General features: G+C 51.6%; 16 protein-coding genes. All 16 read right to left on the bottom strand.

The annotated features are described in order from the left end of the window. Positions 1 to 30: 30 nt before the first annotated feature. Positions 31 to 1,281 (bottom strand): urea ABC transporter substrate-binding protein, encoded by a 1,251-nt coding sequence (gene urtA, locus TY10_RS27625; RefSeq protein WP_042171226.1) that lies wholly within the window; start codon positions 1,279 to 1,281, stop codon positions 31 to 33. 349 nt (positions 1,282 to 1,630) lie between these two features. Beyond that, positions 1,631 to 2,674, bottom strand: a complete 1,044-nt coding sequence (locus TY10_RS27620) for a peptidylprolyl isomerase (protein ID WP_042171225.1) — start codon at positions 2,672 to 2,674, stop codon at positions 1,631 to 1,633. Between the two features lie 69 nt (positions 2,675 to 2,743). After that, on the bottom strand, positions 2,744 to 6,277 hold the full coding sequence (gene mfd, locus TY10_RS27615) for a transcription-repair coupling factor (protein ID WP_042171223.1): 3,534 nt from the start codon (positions 6,275 to 6,277) through the stop codon (positions 2,744 to 2,746). 172 nt (positions 6,278 to 6,449) lie between these two features. Then, a complete protein-coding gene (locus tag TY10_RS27610; protein WP_042171220.1) occupies positions 6,450 to 6,680 on the bottom strand; it encodes an anti-sigma-F factor Fin in 231 nt (76 codons plus the stop codon). A gap of 64 nt (positions 6,681 to 6,744) precedes the next feature. Beyond that, positions 6,745 to 7,305, bottom strand: a complete 561-nt coding sequence (gene pth / locus TY10_RS27605) for an aminoacyl-tRNA hydrolase (protein WP_042171218.1) — start codon at positions 7,303 to 7,305, stop codon at positions 6,745 to 6,747. Positions 7,306 to 7,453: 148 nt separating this feature from the next. Then, positions 7,454 to 8,104: a 50S ribosomal protein L25 gene (locus TY10_RS27600; protein WP_042171216.1), complete on the bottom strand. Its 651-nt coding sequence runs from the start codon at positions 8,102 to 8,104 to the stop codon at positions 7,454 to 7,456. 98 nt (positions 8,105 to 8,202) lie between these two features. Continuing rightward, positions 8,203 to 9,609 carry a bifunctional UDP-N-acetylglucosamine diphosphorylase/glucosamine-1-phosphate N-acetyltransferase GlmU gene (gene glmU, locus TY10_RS27595; RefSeq protein ID WP_042171303.1) on the bottom strand — a complete coding sequence of 469 codons (1,407 nt, stop codon included), beginning with the start codon at positions 9,607 to 9,609 and terminating at the stop codon, positions 8,203 to 8,205. Between the two features lie 162 nt (positions 9,610 to 9,771). Continuing rightward, complete coding sequence (gene spoVG / locus TY10_RS27590; protein WP_042171213.1) at positions 9,772 to 10,056, bottom strand: septation regulator SpoVG; 285 nt, start codon at positions 10,054 to 10,056, stop codon at positions 9,772 to 9,774. Between the two features lie 130 nt (positions 10,057 to 10,186). Then, entirely contained in the window at positions 10,187 to 10,585 is a 399-nt protein-coding gene (locus TY10_RS27585) for a RidA family protein (protein ID WP_042171210.1), read from the bottom strand. Between the two features lie 51 nt (positions 10,586 to 10,636). Beyond that, entirely contained in the window at positions 10,637 to 11,461 is an 825-nt protein-coding gene (purR, locus tag TY10_RS27580) for a pur operon repressor (protein ID WP_042171301.1), read from the bottom strand. A gap of 84 nt (positions 11,462 to 11,545) precedes the next feature. Continuing rightward, complete coding sequence (gene ispE, locus TY10_RS27575) at positions 11,546 to 12,400, bottom strand: 4-(cytidine 5'-diphospho)-2-C-methyl-D-erythritol kinase (protein WP_042171207.1); 855 nt, start codon at positions 12,398 to 12,400, stop codon at positions 11,546 to 11,548. Between the two features lie 128 nt (positions 12,401 to 12,528). After that, positions 12,529 to 12,714: a small, acid-soluble spore protein, alpha/beta type gene (locus TY10_RS27570; RefSeq protein ID WP_042171204.1), complete on the bottom strand. Its 186-nt coding sequence runs from the start codon at positions 12,712 to 12,714 to the stop codon at positions 12,529 to 12,531. 154 nt (positions 12,715 to 12,868) lie between these two features. Then, positions 12,869 to 13,144, bottom strand: coding sequence for a biofilm formation stimulator Veg (veg, locus tag TY10_RS27565; RefSeq protein WP_042171201.1), 276 nt, complete (start codon positions 13,142 to 13,144; stop codon positions 12,869 to 12,871). Between the two features lie 200 nt (positions 13,145 to 13,344). Beyond that, positions 13,345 to 14,241 (bottom strand): sporulation peptidase YabG, encoded by an 897-nt coding sequence (gene yabG / locus TY10_RS27560; RefSeq protein WP_042171199.1) that lies wholly within the window; start codon positions 14,239 to 14,241, stop codon positions 13,345 to 13,347. 75 nt (positions 14,242 to 14,316) lie between these two features. After that, entirely contained in the window at positions 14,317 to 15,198 is an 882-nt protein-coding gene (rsmA, locus tag TY10_RS27555; RefSeq protein ID WP_042171299.1) for a 16S rRNA (adenine(1518)-N(6)/adenine(1519)-N(6))-dimethyltransferase RsmA, read from the bottom strand. Positions 15,199 to 15,233: 35 nt separating this feature from the next. Beyond that, positions 15,234 to 15,785, bottom strand: a complete 552-nt coding sequence (rnmV, locus tag TY10_RS27550; protein ID WP_042171196.1) for a ribonuclease M5 — start codon at positions 15,783 to 15,785, stop codon at positions 15,234 to 15,236. Between the last annotated feature and the right edge of the window lie 80 nt (positions 15,786 to 15,865).

Below are 15,865 nucleotides of genomic sequence, written 5' to 3'. Positions count from 1 at the left end.
ATGTGACGCCGAGCGCTGCCGCTTAGCCCGCTATTCCGTAGGCTTGATGCTTGCCGCCCAATCATAGCCTTTCAAGTACGGATCCGGCTTCACCGCTTCACCGGAATTCCACAGCTCCTTGAACTGCCCGTCAGCCTGCACCTCTCCGATCCGCACCGTTTTGTAAATATGCTGCGTTTCGCCGTCGATCTTCACTTTGCCCTCCGGCGCATCCCACTCCAGTCCCTTCGCCGCTTCCTTGACCTTGTCGACATCAGTGGAGCCCGCTTTCTCTACAGCCGCTTTCCAGAGGTAGACTGCCGTATAGCCCGCTTCAATCGGGTCAGCCGTCACTCTATTCTCGCCGTACTTCTTCTTATAGTTGGCAACGAAGCTTTTGTTCGCCGGTGTGTCTGTCGTTTGATAGTAATTCCAAGCTGCCAAATGGCCTTGGAGCACGTCGACGCCGATGCCGCGGATTTCTTCCTCCGCTACAGACACAGACAATGTCGTCATGTCCTGCACGGTAATGCCTGCATCCTTCAACTGCTTGAAGAAAGCGACGTTGCTGTCGCCGTTCAACGTGTTGAACACGACATCCGGCTTCGCAGCTTTGATTTTACTAATAATCGTACTGTAATCCGTATGGCCAAGTGGTGTATATTCCTCGCCAGCCAATTCTCCGCCCTTAGCCTTCAGCTGTTCCTTAATGATTAAGTTAGCTGTACGCGGGAAAACGTAGTCCGAGCCAAGCAGGTAAAACTTTTTGCCGCGATTTTCTAACAACCAGTCAACTGCGGGCACGATCTGCTGATTCGTTGTGGCTCCTGTATAAAAAATATTTGGAGAGGATTCAAGTCCTTCATATTGAACCGGGTACCAGAGCAGGCCGTTCAACTCTTCAAATACGGGCTTCATCGCCTTACGGCTGGAGGACGTCCATCCGCCAAACACGGTCGCGACTTTATCTTCAGAAATAAGCTTGCGCGCTTTCTCAGCGAAGGTCGGCCAATCCGATGCGCCATCCTCTTCTACGGCTACAAGCTTCTTCCCAAGCACGCCGCCTGCGGCATTAATTTCTTCGATCGCCATAATCTCGGCATCACGCACCGACACCTCACTAATGGCCATCGTACCGCTCAAAGAATGAAGCACCCCTACCTTAATCGTATCGCCCGATGCTGCCTCTGAATTGCCTCCTGATGTAGTGGATACAGGTTCTTCATTGTTGCCACAAGCAGCCAGCACCATGCTAAGCACTACCGCAGTGAGTCCCATCTGATAAAACCATTTCTTTCTCATCTCTCCACTCCCCAATTCTTCTATAAATTTAATCTAATGACGAACATTTACATGGAATGCATTTCCAATGTTCGCATCCTTATTATAGGGGGCGGTCAGATTGTATGTCAATATATATAACATTAAATTTTTAAAAAAGGGGGGACGTTTGTCTCACGAAACTGTTATTCGGGGCATTTTCCGCTTATTTTCACCATAAAACCTGCCGCAATACCTCTTAAAGCTTATTTATATATTACATATATATTACACAAAAATTGAAATCTGAGGAAAGAAGCCAACAAAAAAATGGACTGCCCGCATGGGGCAGTCCTTTTCAATCCGTTATTACTTTGCGTCTTCAGGTTTTTTACGTAGCTTCAGGTGAAGGCGAAGCCGATGCATCCGGAGATGCAGACGGCTTAGGAAGCGTAATTTTCAAATCCTGCTTCGGCATTTCATCCTTCATGAACGTGTTCATATGCTCGTAAGCAACCGCGCTCTTCACGGATTCTTTCGTTTTCTCGTCGAGGTCAGCGTAAGCTTTCACGTCGCGTTTCTCAACCTTGATGACATGATAGCCATATTCGGTTTCAACCGGATCGCCAATTACGCCTACTTTTTGCTCAAGTGCCGCTTTCTTGAAGCCTTCTACCCAATCCCCTGCATTGGCATTCTCATAGAGGCCGCCTTTGTCTTTGGAGCCCCCGTCCTCGGAGTATTTCTTCGCGACTTCATCCCAGCTCTTGCCGGCTTCCAATTCCGCTTTCGCTTCCTTGGCAAGCTTCAGCGCCTCTTCTGGCTTATGCTTCTCTTGACCCGTAGAAGGATCAGTAGTTGTCACCAATACGTGGCGAACGGTTACCGGGTTGTAATTGCCGCCGTTTTTCTCATACTCGGCTTTAATTTGATCCTCGGTTACTTGGGAATTCATATGCTCTACAACGACGAGCATCAAGCTCAAGTATGTCTTAACGTCGGCGTTTGTCACTTTTTTATCATCAAGCGATTTTTTCAAATCGGCATTTTCTTTAAGCGCCTTTTCGAAATCCTTCATTTGCTTGTCTGTTTCTTCGCCAGCTTTCTTCACGTTCTCTTCAGTAGCTTGTCCAGCAAGCACTTTGTAGGACACGAACTGCTGAAGCAATTGTTCCTTGAATTGCGGAATCGCCAAGACTTGCTCATATCCAGGCTGCATAATGTTGAATACGCCCAAATATCTGTCGAACTCAGGCTCCGTTACCTTACCGTCTTTATAAGTGGCGATTACTGTACCTTCTCCCGCCCCTTTAAACGTGGTGCCTGTCCCTTCATCCTTCTTGCCGCAAGCCGCCATAACCGTCATGACGAGCACTGCCGCGATTACAAGCAGCGCGCTTCTGCGCCATGCCGATTTGCGTGTACCATGCAACATGCTGAATCCCCTTTCAAAATAGGAAGTTGTTAGTATTGTAACAGAAAACATCATCGCAATGCGAATTTTCTATCCGGATGTCGCATCCTGCAGTGCTTCCGCGCCAATCTGAGCCTCTTGGAAAGATTTCAGGAACCTTTCCAGCAATTGCAGCTTCTGATCCATCTCCAGCCCTTTGCCGCGCAGCAGCAGGGAAGGGTAATCATCCTGCACGCCATTGCTTAGACGGAAACGGTTCTCGAAGGCCACACAAAGCTGATCGACCTTTTTCGAATCGATCCGTTTTTTCTCGCGCGCCGCAAATTTGACGATCAGATCGTCAGCCTTTTGACTAATCTGCTCGATGCCATACATAGCGCCGTACACCTTCAAGCGGGCAACCGACAGCAAATTATCGACAGCTTGCGGCAGATTGCCGAACCGGTCCATAATCTCCTCCGTTAGATCATCCGCTTCGTCGAATGAACGGACAGTCACGACCTTCTTGTAGATCTCGATCTTCTGAATGCTGTCGTAGATGTAATCGGACGGCAAGTACGCGTCGATGCTCACATCGATTAGCGTGCTGACCGAACGCTCTTCCTTCACTTCAACGCCTTCCATCTCCGCTTTCCGCTTCGTAATCTCATCAGCCAGCATTTGCGAATACAGATCGAAGCCGACCGAAGCGATATAGCCGTGCTGCTCCGCTCCGAGCAGATTGCCCGCTCCGCGAATAGCGAGGTCCCGCATCGCAATCTTGAAGCCGGAGCCCAGCTCGGTAAATTCCTTGATGGACTGAAGCCGCTTCTCCGCCACCTCCGTCAGCACTTTGTCGCGCTGATACGTGAAATAAGCATAGGCAATCCGGTTGGAACGTCCAACCCTGCCCCGCAGCTGATAGAGCTGGGAGAGACCCATTTTATCCGCATCATGCACGATTAACGTATTTACGTTCGGAATATCGACGCCCGTCTCGATGATGCTCGTACTGACGAGCACGTCCGACTCCCCGTCTAGGAAGTCCAGAATCGTTTTTTCGAGCTCCTGCTCCGACATTTGCCCGTGGCCTACCGCGACCTTCGCATCCGGAACTAGCGAATTGATCAGCTCCGCCATCTGGTAGATACCCTGCACCCGGTTGTACAAATAGTAGACTTGGCCGCCGCGGGCGAGCTCGCGCTCAATCGCCTCGCGGACAAGCGACATATTGTACTCCACAACATACGTCTGAACCGGGAACCGGTTCTCTGGCGGCGTCTCAATGACAGACAGATCCCGCACCCCAAGCATCGACATATGCAGTGTCCGGGGAATCGGTGTCGCAGTCAGCGTCAGCACATCGACATTCGTCTTCAGCTTCTTGAGCTTCTCCTTATGCGATACGCCAAACCGCTGCTCCTCGTCTACGATAAGCAGTCCCAAATCCTTAAAGATAACATCCTGCGACAACAGACGATGTGTGCCAATTACGACATCGACCGTGCCTGCCTTCAAGCCCTTCATCGTCTCATTCTGCTCTTTGCGGGAGCGGAAACGGCTGAGCACTTGAATGTTGAACGGATAGCCGGAGAACCGCTCGCGGAACGTTTCGTAATGCTGCTGAGCCAGAATCGTCGTTGGCACGAGGATCGCTACCTGCTTGCCCTCGATTGCCGCTTTGAATGCTGCACGCACCGCGACCTCCGTCTTGCCATAACCAACGTCGCCGCAAAGAAGCCGGTCCATCGGCTGCGACTTCTCCATATCCTTCTTGATCTCTTCAATCGCCCGCAGCTGATCCCGCGTCTCATCGTAAGGGAACATCGCTTCGAACTCGTTCTGATAGGCCGTATCCAGTCCAAAAGCGAAGCCTGGTGCAGATTGACGCTCCGCATACAGCTTAATCAAGTCGTCAGCGATATCCTGAACGGACGAACGAACCTTATTCTTCGCCCTTGTCCATTCGCTTCCGCCGAGCTTATTGATCTTCGGTTCCTTCTCTTCGGAGCCGACGTACTTCTGAATCATATCGACCTGCTCGATCGGCACAGACAGCTTATCGCCGCCCGCATAGAGAACATGCAGGTAATCCTTGTGTATGCCGCCGATTTCCAGCGTTCCGATACCAACGTACTTGCCGATGCCGTGATTCTGATGCACGACGTAGTCGCCGACCTTCAGCTCGGTATAGCTTTTTATCCGTTCCGCATTGTCGATTTTCTTATCGACGCGGCGAGCCTTCCGCTGCTTCTGTGTGAACATCTCGCCTTCTGTAATGACAACCAGATGCGAAGAAGGCAGCTCAAAGCCAGACTGCAGGTTGCCCTCAATCAGCTTAGGCGGCTCAATATTGTAGTCCTGAAGCACACGGCGCATCCGATCCATCCGTTCAGCATTGCCGGCAAGCATCATGACATTAGCGCCCGTCTTGCGCCAGCGGTCCATCTCAGCCTTGAGCACATTCATCTGACCATGGAAATTCTGCATGGCCCGGCTCGTCATATTCAGGATGTTCTGCGGCTGCGTATGCGGAATCTGGCGCAGGAACAGCGACAGGAACAACGTCTGGAACGAGCGGTGATGCAAGATTTCATCCGAAGCGCGCGCAAGCGTAAAGCCTGGCAGCGACTTGCCATTGGAGAGCAAATGCGTCGCCCACTCCGCTTCATCGCGTTCGAGCTGTTTGCCTGTCTCGATCAGACGAGTAGGCTCATCCATTATGAGCAGTGTATCCTCCGGAACATAGTCCAATATCGTCTGGCGCTCCGGGTACAGCAAAGAAATATATTTATAAATTTCCGGAAAATAAACCTGTTCCCGCAGCTTCTCGATCTCGCCGCCAATTTCACTGCGAAGCCGATCCTTGGCCGTCCGGTCCGTCATCTTCTCAAGCTGCTGCTCCAGCAGCGATGCCGCATGATCGGCAGCCGCCTTGAAGCGGCGCTCATCCGCCAAAATTTCCTGGCACGGAGGAACGGTCAGCTCCTGCAAGTTATCGAGCGACCGTTGGTCGCCAGGATCAAAGGTACGAATCGAATCGACATCGTCGCCAAACCATTCGATCCGGTACGCCGTTGCCGACGTCAGCGGATAGAAATCGACGATACCGCCGCGAACGCTCATTTCCCCCTTGGACTCCACCCGGTCTACGCGTGTATAGCCAATGCCGGCCATTTGGCGCAAAAATTGCTCAATAGCGAGTTCGTCTCCGACTCGCACCTGGATTTTCGCTTGTGCCATTACACCTGGGACAGGCAAATAGCGGCGAACCCCGGAGAAAGGCACGACAACGATCCCGCGGAAGCCTTCGGACAGCTTGATTAGCGCGTCCATGCGCTGCGCCAGCGTCTCAGGACTCGAGATCGCCGCTTCGGCAGCTACCAGCTCATTGGCGGGATATAGCAATACTTCATTGGGAGAAAAGCATTCCTGCAAATCCTCCGCTATTTTTTGTGCGGCGTACATATTGTGCGTCACGACAAGCATCGGACGCTCCACGTCCAATTTCACGGCTGCGACGAGCACTTGTCTGGAGGAGCCTGCGAGCCCCGACACCATCTGCTCCCGCATCCCTTTGCGGACACCGGCGATAATGGACTGAACGTCCGGATCCGCAGCAAAAGCCTGTACTAATGCTTCCAATCGTTAAGGCACCTCGTTTCTAAACCGTCCATTGGCGACAAAAGCCCGTTCGCAAATTTCCGTCTCCTTCAATTTGCCAAGCCTTTTATTCCAATCAAACAAGCTTTCTGCAAACAATCGAAAAGAAGCCTCAGCGTTCGCTAAGGCCTTGCCATACCATTCATTTCCCCGCTTATTGCAGCGGGCTTGCGACCAAAACCAGCTCGGGATTGGCATCAAGCGCTTCCCTGCAGTAGTCGCAAATGACTTTAACCGTCACATCTCCGTTTGGGTTATACGCTATTATATCGCTGCGTTCTTCGGGGGTCAAGAAATGGAAACCGAGCTGCTGCTCCGTTATTCCGCTTTGCTCGATAGTCCCCATTGATGTGCGGCAGTGCCTGCAAATATAGTTTACAGCCATATGTATGCCTCCTGAAGAATTGTTATACCCTTCAGTATGCCCGGCTTTGGCGTAAATTAACGGCTTAGCGGTTAAACTTTGCCATCGTGTTGTCAAATGAATTGCTGAGCGAGTATTCAATCGCATCGCATGCCTGCTCAACCATCGTCTTCAGCAGCTCATGCTCGCTCTTCGGAAAGTTATCAAGCACATAATCTACGATGCTGCGTCCCGGCTGCGGCCGTGAGACGCCCATACGCACCCGATTGAACTGCTGGGTGCCCAAATGCTGAATGAGCGATTTAATGCCATTGTGGCCGCCGGCACTGCCTTGATAGCGCAGCCGGATCTTGCCTATTTCCGTATCCATATCGTCATAGACGATAATGCCGTCCTCGCGGTCCGCCTTGAAATAATCCAAGAAGCCGCGAACCGACTCACCCGATAGATTCATATACGTCATTGGCTTAATAAGAACAACCTTCGTCCCCTTCACATTGCCTTCGCCAATGAGCGCCTTGCATTTATTTTGCGTGACAGAGATGTCCCAGCGTCTTGCCAACTCGTCGACTACCATGAAACCGACATTATGCCTCGTATTCTGATAAGCGGCGCCGGGATTCCCCAGCCCTGCAATCCACTTCATACCTTCGTCCCCATTCTTGCTAGTTGTTGTCCTTCTTCATTCTACACGAATAGCAGTTATCCCTGCCTGCCCTTGTATAAAACAGAAAACGGCATCTGCCCCACGCCTGTAACCAAGGCCGTAGGGCGATACCGCTTGTTAAGCGAAATTAAGCGAAATCCACCTCGTGCATTTGAGCTTCCTCGGATCTCGACTCCGCTTCAACCCGTTCAACTTCAGCCGCTTCTGCCTCTTCCTCCGTCAGTTCCTTCTGCGGCGCCAGCACAGTCACGACGACTTGTTCTGGGTCCGACAGCACCTCAACGCCGGAAGGTGGACGTACATCGCGAACAAGCAGGCTATGCCCAAGCTCCAGATCGGCCACATTGATCTCCAGCGCCTCCGGAATGCTGCCCGGCAAACATTCGACCTCAAGCTCATGCAGCAGCACTTGCAGGATACCGCCTTGGCCTACGCCATTGGCTTCGCCAACAAAGTCAATCCGCACCTGCGTCCTTACTTCCTCGTTCATATTGATCTGGCGCATGTCGATATGAAGCAAGCGGCGCGACAGCGGTTCGCGCTGCACTTCGCTGATCATGACCGGCTGCTTCCCGGCACCGGGAATATCAAGGTCCAACACTGCGTTCGGATGAGTTCGCAGCAGTGCCAGCACCTGCTTCTCTTCCAATGCAACGGCAGCCGGCGCTGCAAGCTGTTTGCCGTATATGACACCCGGTACTTTGCCGCTTTCCCTCAACAGGCGAAGCGCGCCTTTCGTTCCAATTGTTCTCTGCTCAACATTCATCGGTATGGTCATCTATCGGAACCTCCTAGTAAAGTCATATTCCGTATAACTGTACCCAAACCGGCAGAGAATTAATCATAGCATTTGATTCTACTAGCAAAAGCTAGACGCTATTCGGACTTTGCCTTCTTCGCATTTTCTTTTTTCACTTTAGCCCGGGCCCGGATTTTATCCGCATAACCCGGCTTATTCACTTGGCGTTCACGCGCAATCGAAAGGTCGCCAGCAGGCACGTCATGCGTAATCGTGGAGCCAGCTACCACATAAGCGCCGTCCCCGATTTTCACAGGTGCAATCAGATTGACGTTGCTGCCTACAAAGGCATTGTCGCCAATCTCCGTGACGAACTTATTGAAACCGTCATAATTAACGGTAATGGCGCCGCAGCCGATATTGACGTCCTTGCCAACCTTGGCGTCGCCAACATAGCTCAGATGGGAGACTTTACTGCCGTCGTCAAGCGTTGCGTTTTTCAATTCAACGAAATCGCCGATCTTGCAGCCGACGCCAAGCTTGGAGCCCGGGCGAAGATTCGCATATGGCCCTACAGTGCTCTCGTTGCCGATGACGGATTGATCCGCTACCGAATATTTCACCGTAACACCATTCCCGATAACGGAATCTTGAATATCGGCATTAGGTCCGATGACGCAATCTTCCCCAATAACGGTCGAGCCGCGCAGAACCGTACCCGGATAAATAATCGTATCCGATCCAATACGTACGTCAGCCTCAATATAAGTGGACGACGCGTCGATAAGCGTCACGCCCTCCAGCAGATGCTTGCGGTTAATCCGCTCCCGCATATAGCCCTCTGCTTCCGCAAGAGCGACACGGTCGTTGACGCCGATTGCTTCCGCCAGATCAGATGTACAGTAGCCCTGAACGACCTCGCCTGCCCCGCGGAAAATGCCGATGACGTCCGTCAAATAAAATTCGCCCTGGGCGTTGTCGTTCTTCACTTGAGCCAGTGCCGCGAACAGCTTTTTATTATCGAAGCAGTAGGTGCCCGTATTGATCTCTTTCACAGCCGCTTCTTCCGGCGTGCAGTCTTTCTGCTCTACAATCCGCTCTACAACATCGCCGCCGCGAATGACGCGACCATAGCCAGTCGGGTTATCAAAGGACGCTGTCAGCACCGTTGCCGCCGCGCCTGTAGAGCTGTGCAGCTCCAGCATCGACTGAATCGTCTCTGCCCGCACAAGCGGCGTATCCCCGCAAATGACGATTGTCGTGCCTTCCTCTGAGCCCAGCAAGGCTTCCGCCTGCTGAACGGCATGGCCAGTTCCAAGCTGCTGCTCTTGCAGCACATATTCAGCTCCGTCGCCAAGATAGCCCTTCACAGCATCCGCGCCATGCCCTACAACGACAACTGTGCGCTCACTGCGAGCCTCCTTCACCGTATTCCATACGTGGCCTACCATCGGCTTGCCTGATACCTGATGCAAAACTTTATATAATTTCGATTTCATCCGCTTGCCCTGTCCAGCCGCAAGCACAATCGCCATCACTTTCAACCGTAATTCCTCCCACTCATCATGCGCTTTGTTCTTTTGAATATATCCCATTACAGACAAAAAAGAAAGAGAGCCTTCCGGCTCTCCCTCCTGTGACCCCCCAAGCAACAATCGGCCTAAACCGCATGCCCGGGCATTATTCATAAATCGATTTGAAATAGGTTACGCGCCTTCTTCGATTGCTACTTCTTCCGTAGCAGCACGCTCGTATTCTGCGAGCACTGCAGCTTGGATTTTCTCGCGGGTAGTCGAAGAAATCGGATGCGCGATATCCCGGAATTCTCCATCAGGAGTCCGCTTGCTAGGCATTGCAACAAACATACCATTGTTACCGTCAATGACACGAATATCGTGAACGACGAATTCATTATCAATGGTAATGGAAGCAATAGCTTTCATGCGTCCTTCCGAATTTACACGGCGGAGTCTTACATCAGTAATTTGCACTTGTGTTCACCACCTTTGCCTATCTGAGACTTGGTGTATACTTCCACGTTTTTGTGCAAATTCCTTCTAAAAATTTGGCAAAATAATGCACTATTTAAAATATTTTTTTTAGTTTGAATCTTTTTCGTTTCTATTCGACAATTGTCGATGCAATGACCTCTATTTCGACAAGAACATCCTTCGGAAGCCTTGCCACCTCTACAGCTGAGCGAGCCGGTTTATGATCTCCGAAATAGGAAGCATAGATGCCATTAATCGTTGCAAATTGATTCATATCTTTCAGAAAAACGGTCGCTTTCACAACGTCTTGAAATGTCGCTCCCGCTTCAGCCAAAACTTCTTTTAAATTTTGGAAAACCTGATGCGTTTGTTCTTCAATTCCGCCTGCCACTAATTGACCGGATGCATCCAGCGGGATTTGTCCCGATGTGAACAGCAATCCGCCCAGCTTGATCGCTTGCGAATAAGGTCCAATCGCTGCAGGCGCTTTATCGGTGGATACGACTTGCGGAATAGGTTTCTGTGTCACTTCAATTCCCAGCCTTTCATAGTTAGCTTGAACAATAGCATCAGCGCCCGTTTATTTGAAATAATTGCCCAGCACTACTGTCGCTTGCTTCGTCTTCATATCGACTGCCGTCAATTTGGCTAGCGATACATAATCCTCTAATAGACGTTCTTCCAGCTCCACTTCACCGGACTCGACGAACACGCCAACTCCCGCTACGGTAGCTTTGAATTCATAGAGCAAATCCATCATGCCTTGAATCGTTCCGCCAGCCTTCATGAAGTCGTCGATAATAAGCACCCTCGACTGCTCCTTCAATGCGCGTCTGGCCAGCGACATCGTCTGAATCCGCTTGTTGGAGCCAGATACATAGTTGATGCTAACCGCAGAGCCTTCCGTCACCTTGTTGTCCCTGCGTACGATAACGACAGGCAGATTCAAGCAGGAAGCTACCGCATACGCGAGCGGAATCCCTTTGGTCTCTACCGTCATGACCACATCAATATTGCGGCTTGCAAAAGAAGTCGCGAACATCCGCCCCACATCAGCAAGAAGATCCGGCTGACCCAGCATATCCGTCATATACAAATAACCGCCTGGCAGCACCCGTTCTGGCTGCTCCAATTGGCGGCAAATATTGTTCATAATCGAAAGGGCGGTGTCAGTGTGCATCTTAGGCGTATATCTAACGCCACCCGCTGCGCCCGCCAGCGTGTTCAATTCGCCAAAGCCCTCTTCCTCGAACACTTCTTTTATGATAGCTAAATCTTCACTAATAGATGATTTCGCAGACTGATAACGATCAGCAAAAGCTGTCAACGATATTAACGTGTGAGGACGACTAAGCAAGTATTGCGTCATTTCTACTAGTCGCGCACTGCGCTTTAATTTTTTCAAAGCCATCTCCCTCCCACCTAAACCCGAATAATATATAGACAATATAACATTTTTATACGGATTTAATCAAGATGAACGTCATCGTCATGTAAGCATTCTTACCACGTATACCTCTTTGCAAAATCCTCTAAGCCCATTATAGATCCGGGCAAGCTTGGCTTCCTTCGACACCAGGCCAAATACAGTCGGCCCGCTGCCTGACATCAGCACGCCATCGGCTCCCAGCCGCTGCATGCTTTCCTTCAATTGCAGCACTTCGGGATGCAGCTCCAGCGTCACGTTCTCCAGCACGTTGCCTAGACCTTCGCATACGTCGTTGAACGAACCCCGCTCGATCGCCGATATCATATCCGCAGCTGACGGATGTGTCTTCAGCTCATTCGCTCTGAACTTGCCGTACACGTCAGCCGTCGATACATTGATTGGAGGCTTGGCCAACACAACCCAGCACTGAGGCGGCGCCGCAATCGGTTCCAGCTTCTCTCCGCGGCCAGTGGCTAGAGCAGTGCCTCCCGTTACACAGAACGGCACGTCAGAGCCCAGCTCCGCGCCAAGCTTGCACAGCTCGTCCTCCGATATCTGAAGCCCCCATAGCCGGTTCAATCCCCGCAGCGCGGCGGCGGCGTCGCTGCTGCCGCCTGCAAGGCCTGCGGCTACCGGTATTTTTTTATCCAAATGAATATATACGCCTTTACGTACATCATAGCGGTCTTTAATGAGCTTAGCGGCCTGGAAGGCTAAATTTTTCTCGTCCAGCGGTATGTATCCGGCCTGACTCGAAATAATAATCGTATCCCGCGGCAGCTCCTCCATCTCCAGGCGATCTGCCAGATCGACCATGGTCATAATCATCTCGACTTCGTGGAAGCCGTCCTCGCGCTTTCTCAGCACATCGAGCAGCAGATTGATTTTAGCCGGCGCTTTCTCATATATTTTCATCATAAGCTCTCCCGTTCGTATCGTTAGCTTAAGCAACATTATAACAAACGGACACAAGAAAAGCTAAGAGACTGCGGCTGCTTTCCTGCACCGTGTCCTTAGCTTGTGAATTACAGCTTTCCTCGCCCTTACGGACGGCCCGCTTTATTCGCGGCAGCTTGCTCGGCAAGCTGTATGGCGCGCTTGACCATATTGCCCGCTTCCTTCGTCGTAATCCCGCCCCAGCCCTCTTGATCCACTTTATTCGCGAAACCAAGGTCTTTGGCAAGCTCATATTTCAACTGCTCTGACATGACGGATCTTCTGCGGCTCATTGTTTCTGTCGCCCTCCTTAGGAATGGGGTTGCTGCGCTTTAGTATGCGCCAGTCATTCCTCGTTCATGCCTTGCAGACTTCAAGAAAAAAAGGACGCGAATGGGAATCCATCCGCGTCCAAACAAACGGCCTTTCGGCATCTATAGCTCTGCTCTATTGCTGCATATGGGTGATACGGACTTGACCTTCATCATTGCATACGGTCACTTCCACCGACTCCGTCAGTATATCCGCATAACTGTAAGAGACACGCTTAAAGGCGTGAGACTCCTGATCCAGTTTTACAATGAAAACAGAAGGGTAGATTTCTTCCAACGTACCGGTTCGTTCGATGGTCTTACGACGGCCACCGTTTGCTCGAAGACGGATTTTGGAGCCGACATGGGCTTCCAAATTTCGTTTAATTTCCAACAGCGCATTTTTTACCATTGTCCACTACCACCTCTTTCCTTGTCCATTATAACCAAAAAGAGGGAGGTTGTCAAACAAAGCAAAATATTATATCAGCCATTTTATTTGTTTGTCAACGGTATTTTTTCTTATTTTTCTAATATGAGGAATAATGGACAAATAAATAGGGCATAGCTCCGCAACATCCCAGATGCAGAGCCTGTTCCGGATGGAAATGACTAGGAAGTTGTCTTCAGCAAGGAGGCTGTCACAGCCGCTTTCGGCTTAGGCAGACCTACCCGGCATCGGCCTATCGTCTCAATTCCGCCTACACCATCAATACCGCTTATGGTGCCATGCACGACATCGGATAAATTAATGGTCTCCCGAATGGACGTATAGCTGGATTTGATTGCAATATAGACCGGGTCCAGCGCATGGATCAGAATGCGTCCAGGCGAGCTTGCAAAATTAGAGCCAGCCTGAAGAAGCGCCTCGAAATGAGACTGGCAGGCTCCCGCTATGACGACTAAGCCGTCGCGGTTCTTCTCATATTCTCTGGCAACGTGAACAGCATTGACGAAGCTCTGCGAGTTCTTATAGCTGCCCAGACTGTATAGGTCACCATTGGCATGGCTTTTCAGCACGCCATCATGGCCAGTAATAACGACAATATCAGGCTTCACCTGGGGCAGCAGACGGTACAGCAGGTCCGCCATCTGCGACTCATGAGCATGCACGCCATGTGCGGGCACCTTCATCGCCTCGTACAGCTGCATGCTTTTTCGTAAGTAATTCCCATCGCCATCGAGATGGAGTACTTTACCTGGCATTTCGAAATATGGCTGCGCCTGCTGTGCAGCCGCCAGTCTAATTTCGTCGCCGGTCTGCACCGACTGCTGCTGTGCTCTTTGCTGCCGCATGCGCTTTAAGGAGTCGTTAACTTTAATACGCACTTGCTGGGTCGCTCTCGTCGATTCGGGGTCGCGTACAACCGACAAATCGGGAATCGGCGCATCCGCAAGCAATCGATAGTCCGTGCCTTTCAATAGGGCTCGCTCGGATCGAACATCTTCAACTCGGAACAGCACGTCACCGCCATACGATTTGCGGACGACCAGGTCCCCTTGCTTCATGGGTAAATCACCTCTTCGTCTATCGTATGGATGTAACGTGCGGAGTGTGCGAACGTCTTTGTTTATGGGCCTGTGCTAGCCCTTCCAGCCTGCCTCTAGAAAAGCCCGGCTTATGCGGGCGAACTCCTCCAGCGATAGCGTCTCTCCGCGCCGCACAGGATCGATTTCGCAGCTGAGCAGCAGCTGCGTCAATTCCTCGCGCCGTTCTTTGCCGACAAGCGCCGTCAGGTTGTTGGCTAGCGTCTTGCGCCGCTGCGCAAAGCTAGCCTGCACAATACGGAAGAAATGAGCCTCATCTGGCACATCTACAGGCGGCTTGTCCCGAAGGGCAAGCTTAATAACAGCGGAATCAACGTTCGGCTGCGGAATGAACACCGTATGCGGAACGAGGCACACGATCTGCGGCTCGCAATAGAACTGTACCGCCACGCTCAAGCTACCATACTCCTTGCCGCCCGGCTTCGCCGCCATCCGTTCTGCCACTTCCTTCTGGATCATGACGACGATGTTCTCTAGCGGGAGCTTCTCCTCCAGCAGCTTCATCAGAATCGGGGTTGTGACGTAATAAGGCAAGTTGGCCACGACGCTCACTTTGGACACGTCCGCAAACTTCTCCTCGAACAGCTGCTTCAAGTCCAGCTTCAGCACGTCGCCATGAACGACCTCTACATGGGAATCTTGGGCAAGCACGTCGCGCAAAATCGGAATAAGCCGGGGATCGATCTCCACAGCAGTCACTTTAGCCGCTTCAGCAGCCAGGTGCTGCGTCAGTGCGCCGATGCCCGGACCGATCTCCAGCGCACCCTTCGTCTTATCCAGGCCTGCCGCTGCCACAATCTTATGCAATATATTCTGGTCGATCAGAAAGTTCTGTCCCAAGCTTTTCTTGAAGGAGAACCCGTATTTCGCAATAATTTCTTTCGTTCGCTTGGGCGTTGCCACTTCTAACGCCTTCATAGCCGAGCCGTTCGTCTCTTGTCCGCTCACACCGCTCACTCCTGTCCCTGTTGCATTTTACGCAGAGCTTCCACGAATTCCGTACGGGAAATCCGGAAGCTTGTACAACGCTTGAAAAACGTCTTGCCGTTCGCGTAGCCGATGCCAAGCAGCTTACCCATCTTCAGCCTGCGGTTGGCCGCATCGGAATGTACGATCAAGCCTGCATCCATCAGATCATCCCAGGTGATCTCGCCTGCACCCTCGCCCTCCGGATTCTCGGTCCGCAGCTCGGACAGCGCCTGCCGGATTGCATCCGGGCTCGCGTTCTCGATGCCAATGTCGCCCTTGTACAACGCCTTCTCCTGCGGCAGAAACGCATGCTTGCAGCCAGGCACCCGCTTCGCCACGATTTTGCGGATGCGTTCCCCCGCATGATCGGGATCGGTAAATATAATAACGCCTCGACGCTCCTGTGCCAGCTCAATGCGGCGGAGCACCTCCTCGCCGATTGCCGAGCCATTCGTCTCGATCGTATCGGCTTCTACCGCACGCTTCACGGCTACTGTATCGTCCTTGCCTTCCACCACGATAATTTCCTTAATCAATGATTTACATCCCTTTCTTGCGACGCCTGATCTTTTCTTCATGACCGGGCATATTTTATGCCAGCGAACCGCAACATTGC

It is taken from the genome of Paenibacillus gorillae (assembly GCF_000513275.1).
In the GTDB taxonomy this organism is placed as follows: domain Bacteria; phylum Bacillota; class Bacilli; order Paenibacillales; family Paenibacillaceae; genus Pristimantibacillus; species Pristimantibacillus gorillae.
The sequence above is the reverse complement of the archived record's forward strand: the minus strand, read 5'-3'. Positions and strand labels throughout refer to the sequence as shown.

Bases quoted from the DNA above. Each gene is read 5' to 3' on its own strand.
- urtA (WP_042171226.1), bottom strand. From the start codon at position 1,281: ATGAGAAAGAAATGGTTTTATCAGATGGGACTCACTGCGGTAGTGCTT.
- TY10_RS27620 (WP_042171225.1), bottom strand. From the start codon at position 2,674: ATGTTGCATGGTACACGCAAATCGGCATGGCGCAGAAGCGCGCTGCTT.
- TY10_RS27610 (WP_042171220.1), bottom strand. From the start codon at position 6,680: ATGGCTGTAAACTATATTTGCAGGCACTGCCGCACATCAATGGGGACT.
- pth (WP_042171218.1), bottom strand. From the start codon at position 7,305: ATGAAGTGGATTGCAGGGCTGGGGAATCCCGGCGCCGCTTATCAGAAT.
- TY10_RS27600 (WP_042171216.1), bottom strand. From the start codon at position 8,104: ATGACCATACCGATGAATGTTGAGCAGAGAACAATTGGAACGAAAGGC.
- ispE (WP_042171207.1), bottom strand. From the start codon at position 12,400: ATGAAAATATATGAGAAAGCGCCGGCTAAAATCAATCTGCTGCTCGAT.
- TY10_RS27570 (WP_042171204.1), bottom strand. From the start codon at position 12,714: ATGAGCCGCAGAAGATCCGTCATGTCAGAGCAGTTGAAATATGAGCTT.
- veg (WP_042171201.1), bottom strand. From the start codon at position 13,144: ATGGTAAAAAATGCGCTGTTGGAAATTAAACGAAATTTGGAAGCCCAT.
- yabG (WP_042171199.1), bottom strand. From the start codon at position 14,241: ATGAAGCAAGGGGACCTGGTCGTCCGCAAATCGTATGGCGGTGACGTG.
- rsmA (WP_042171299.1), bottom strand. From the start codon at position 15,198: ATGAAGGCGTTAGAAGTGGCAACGCCCAAGCGAACGAAAGAAATTATT.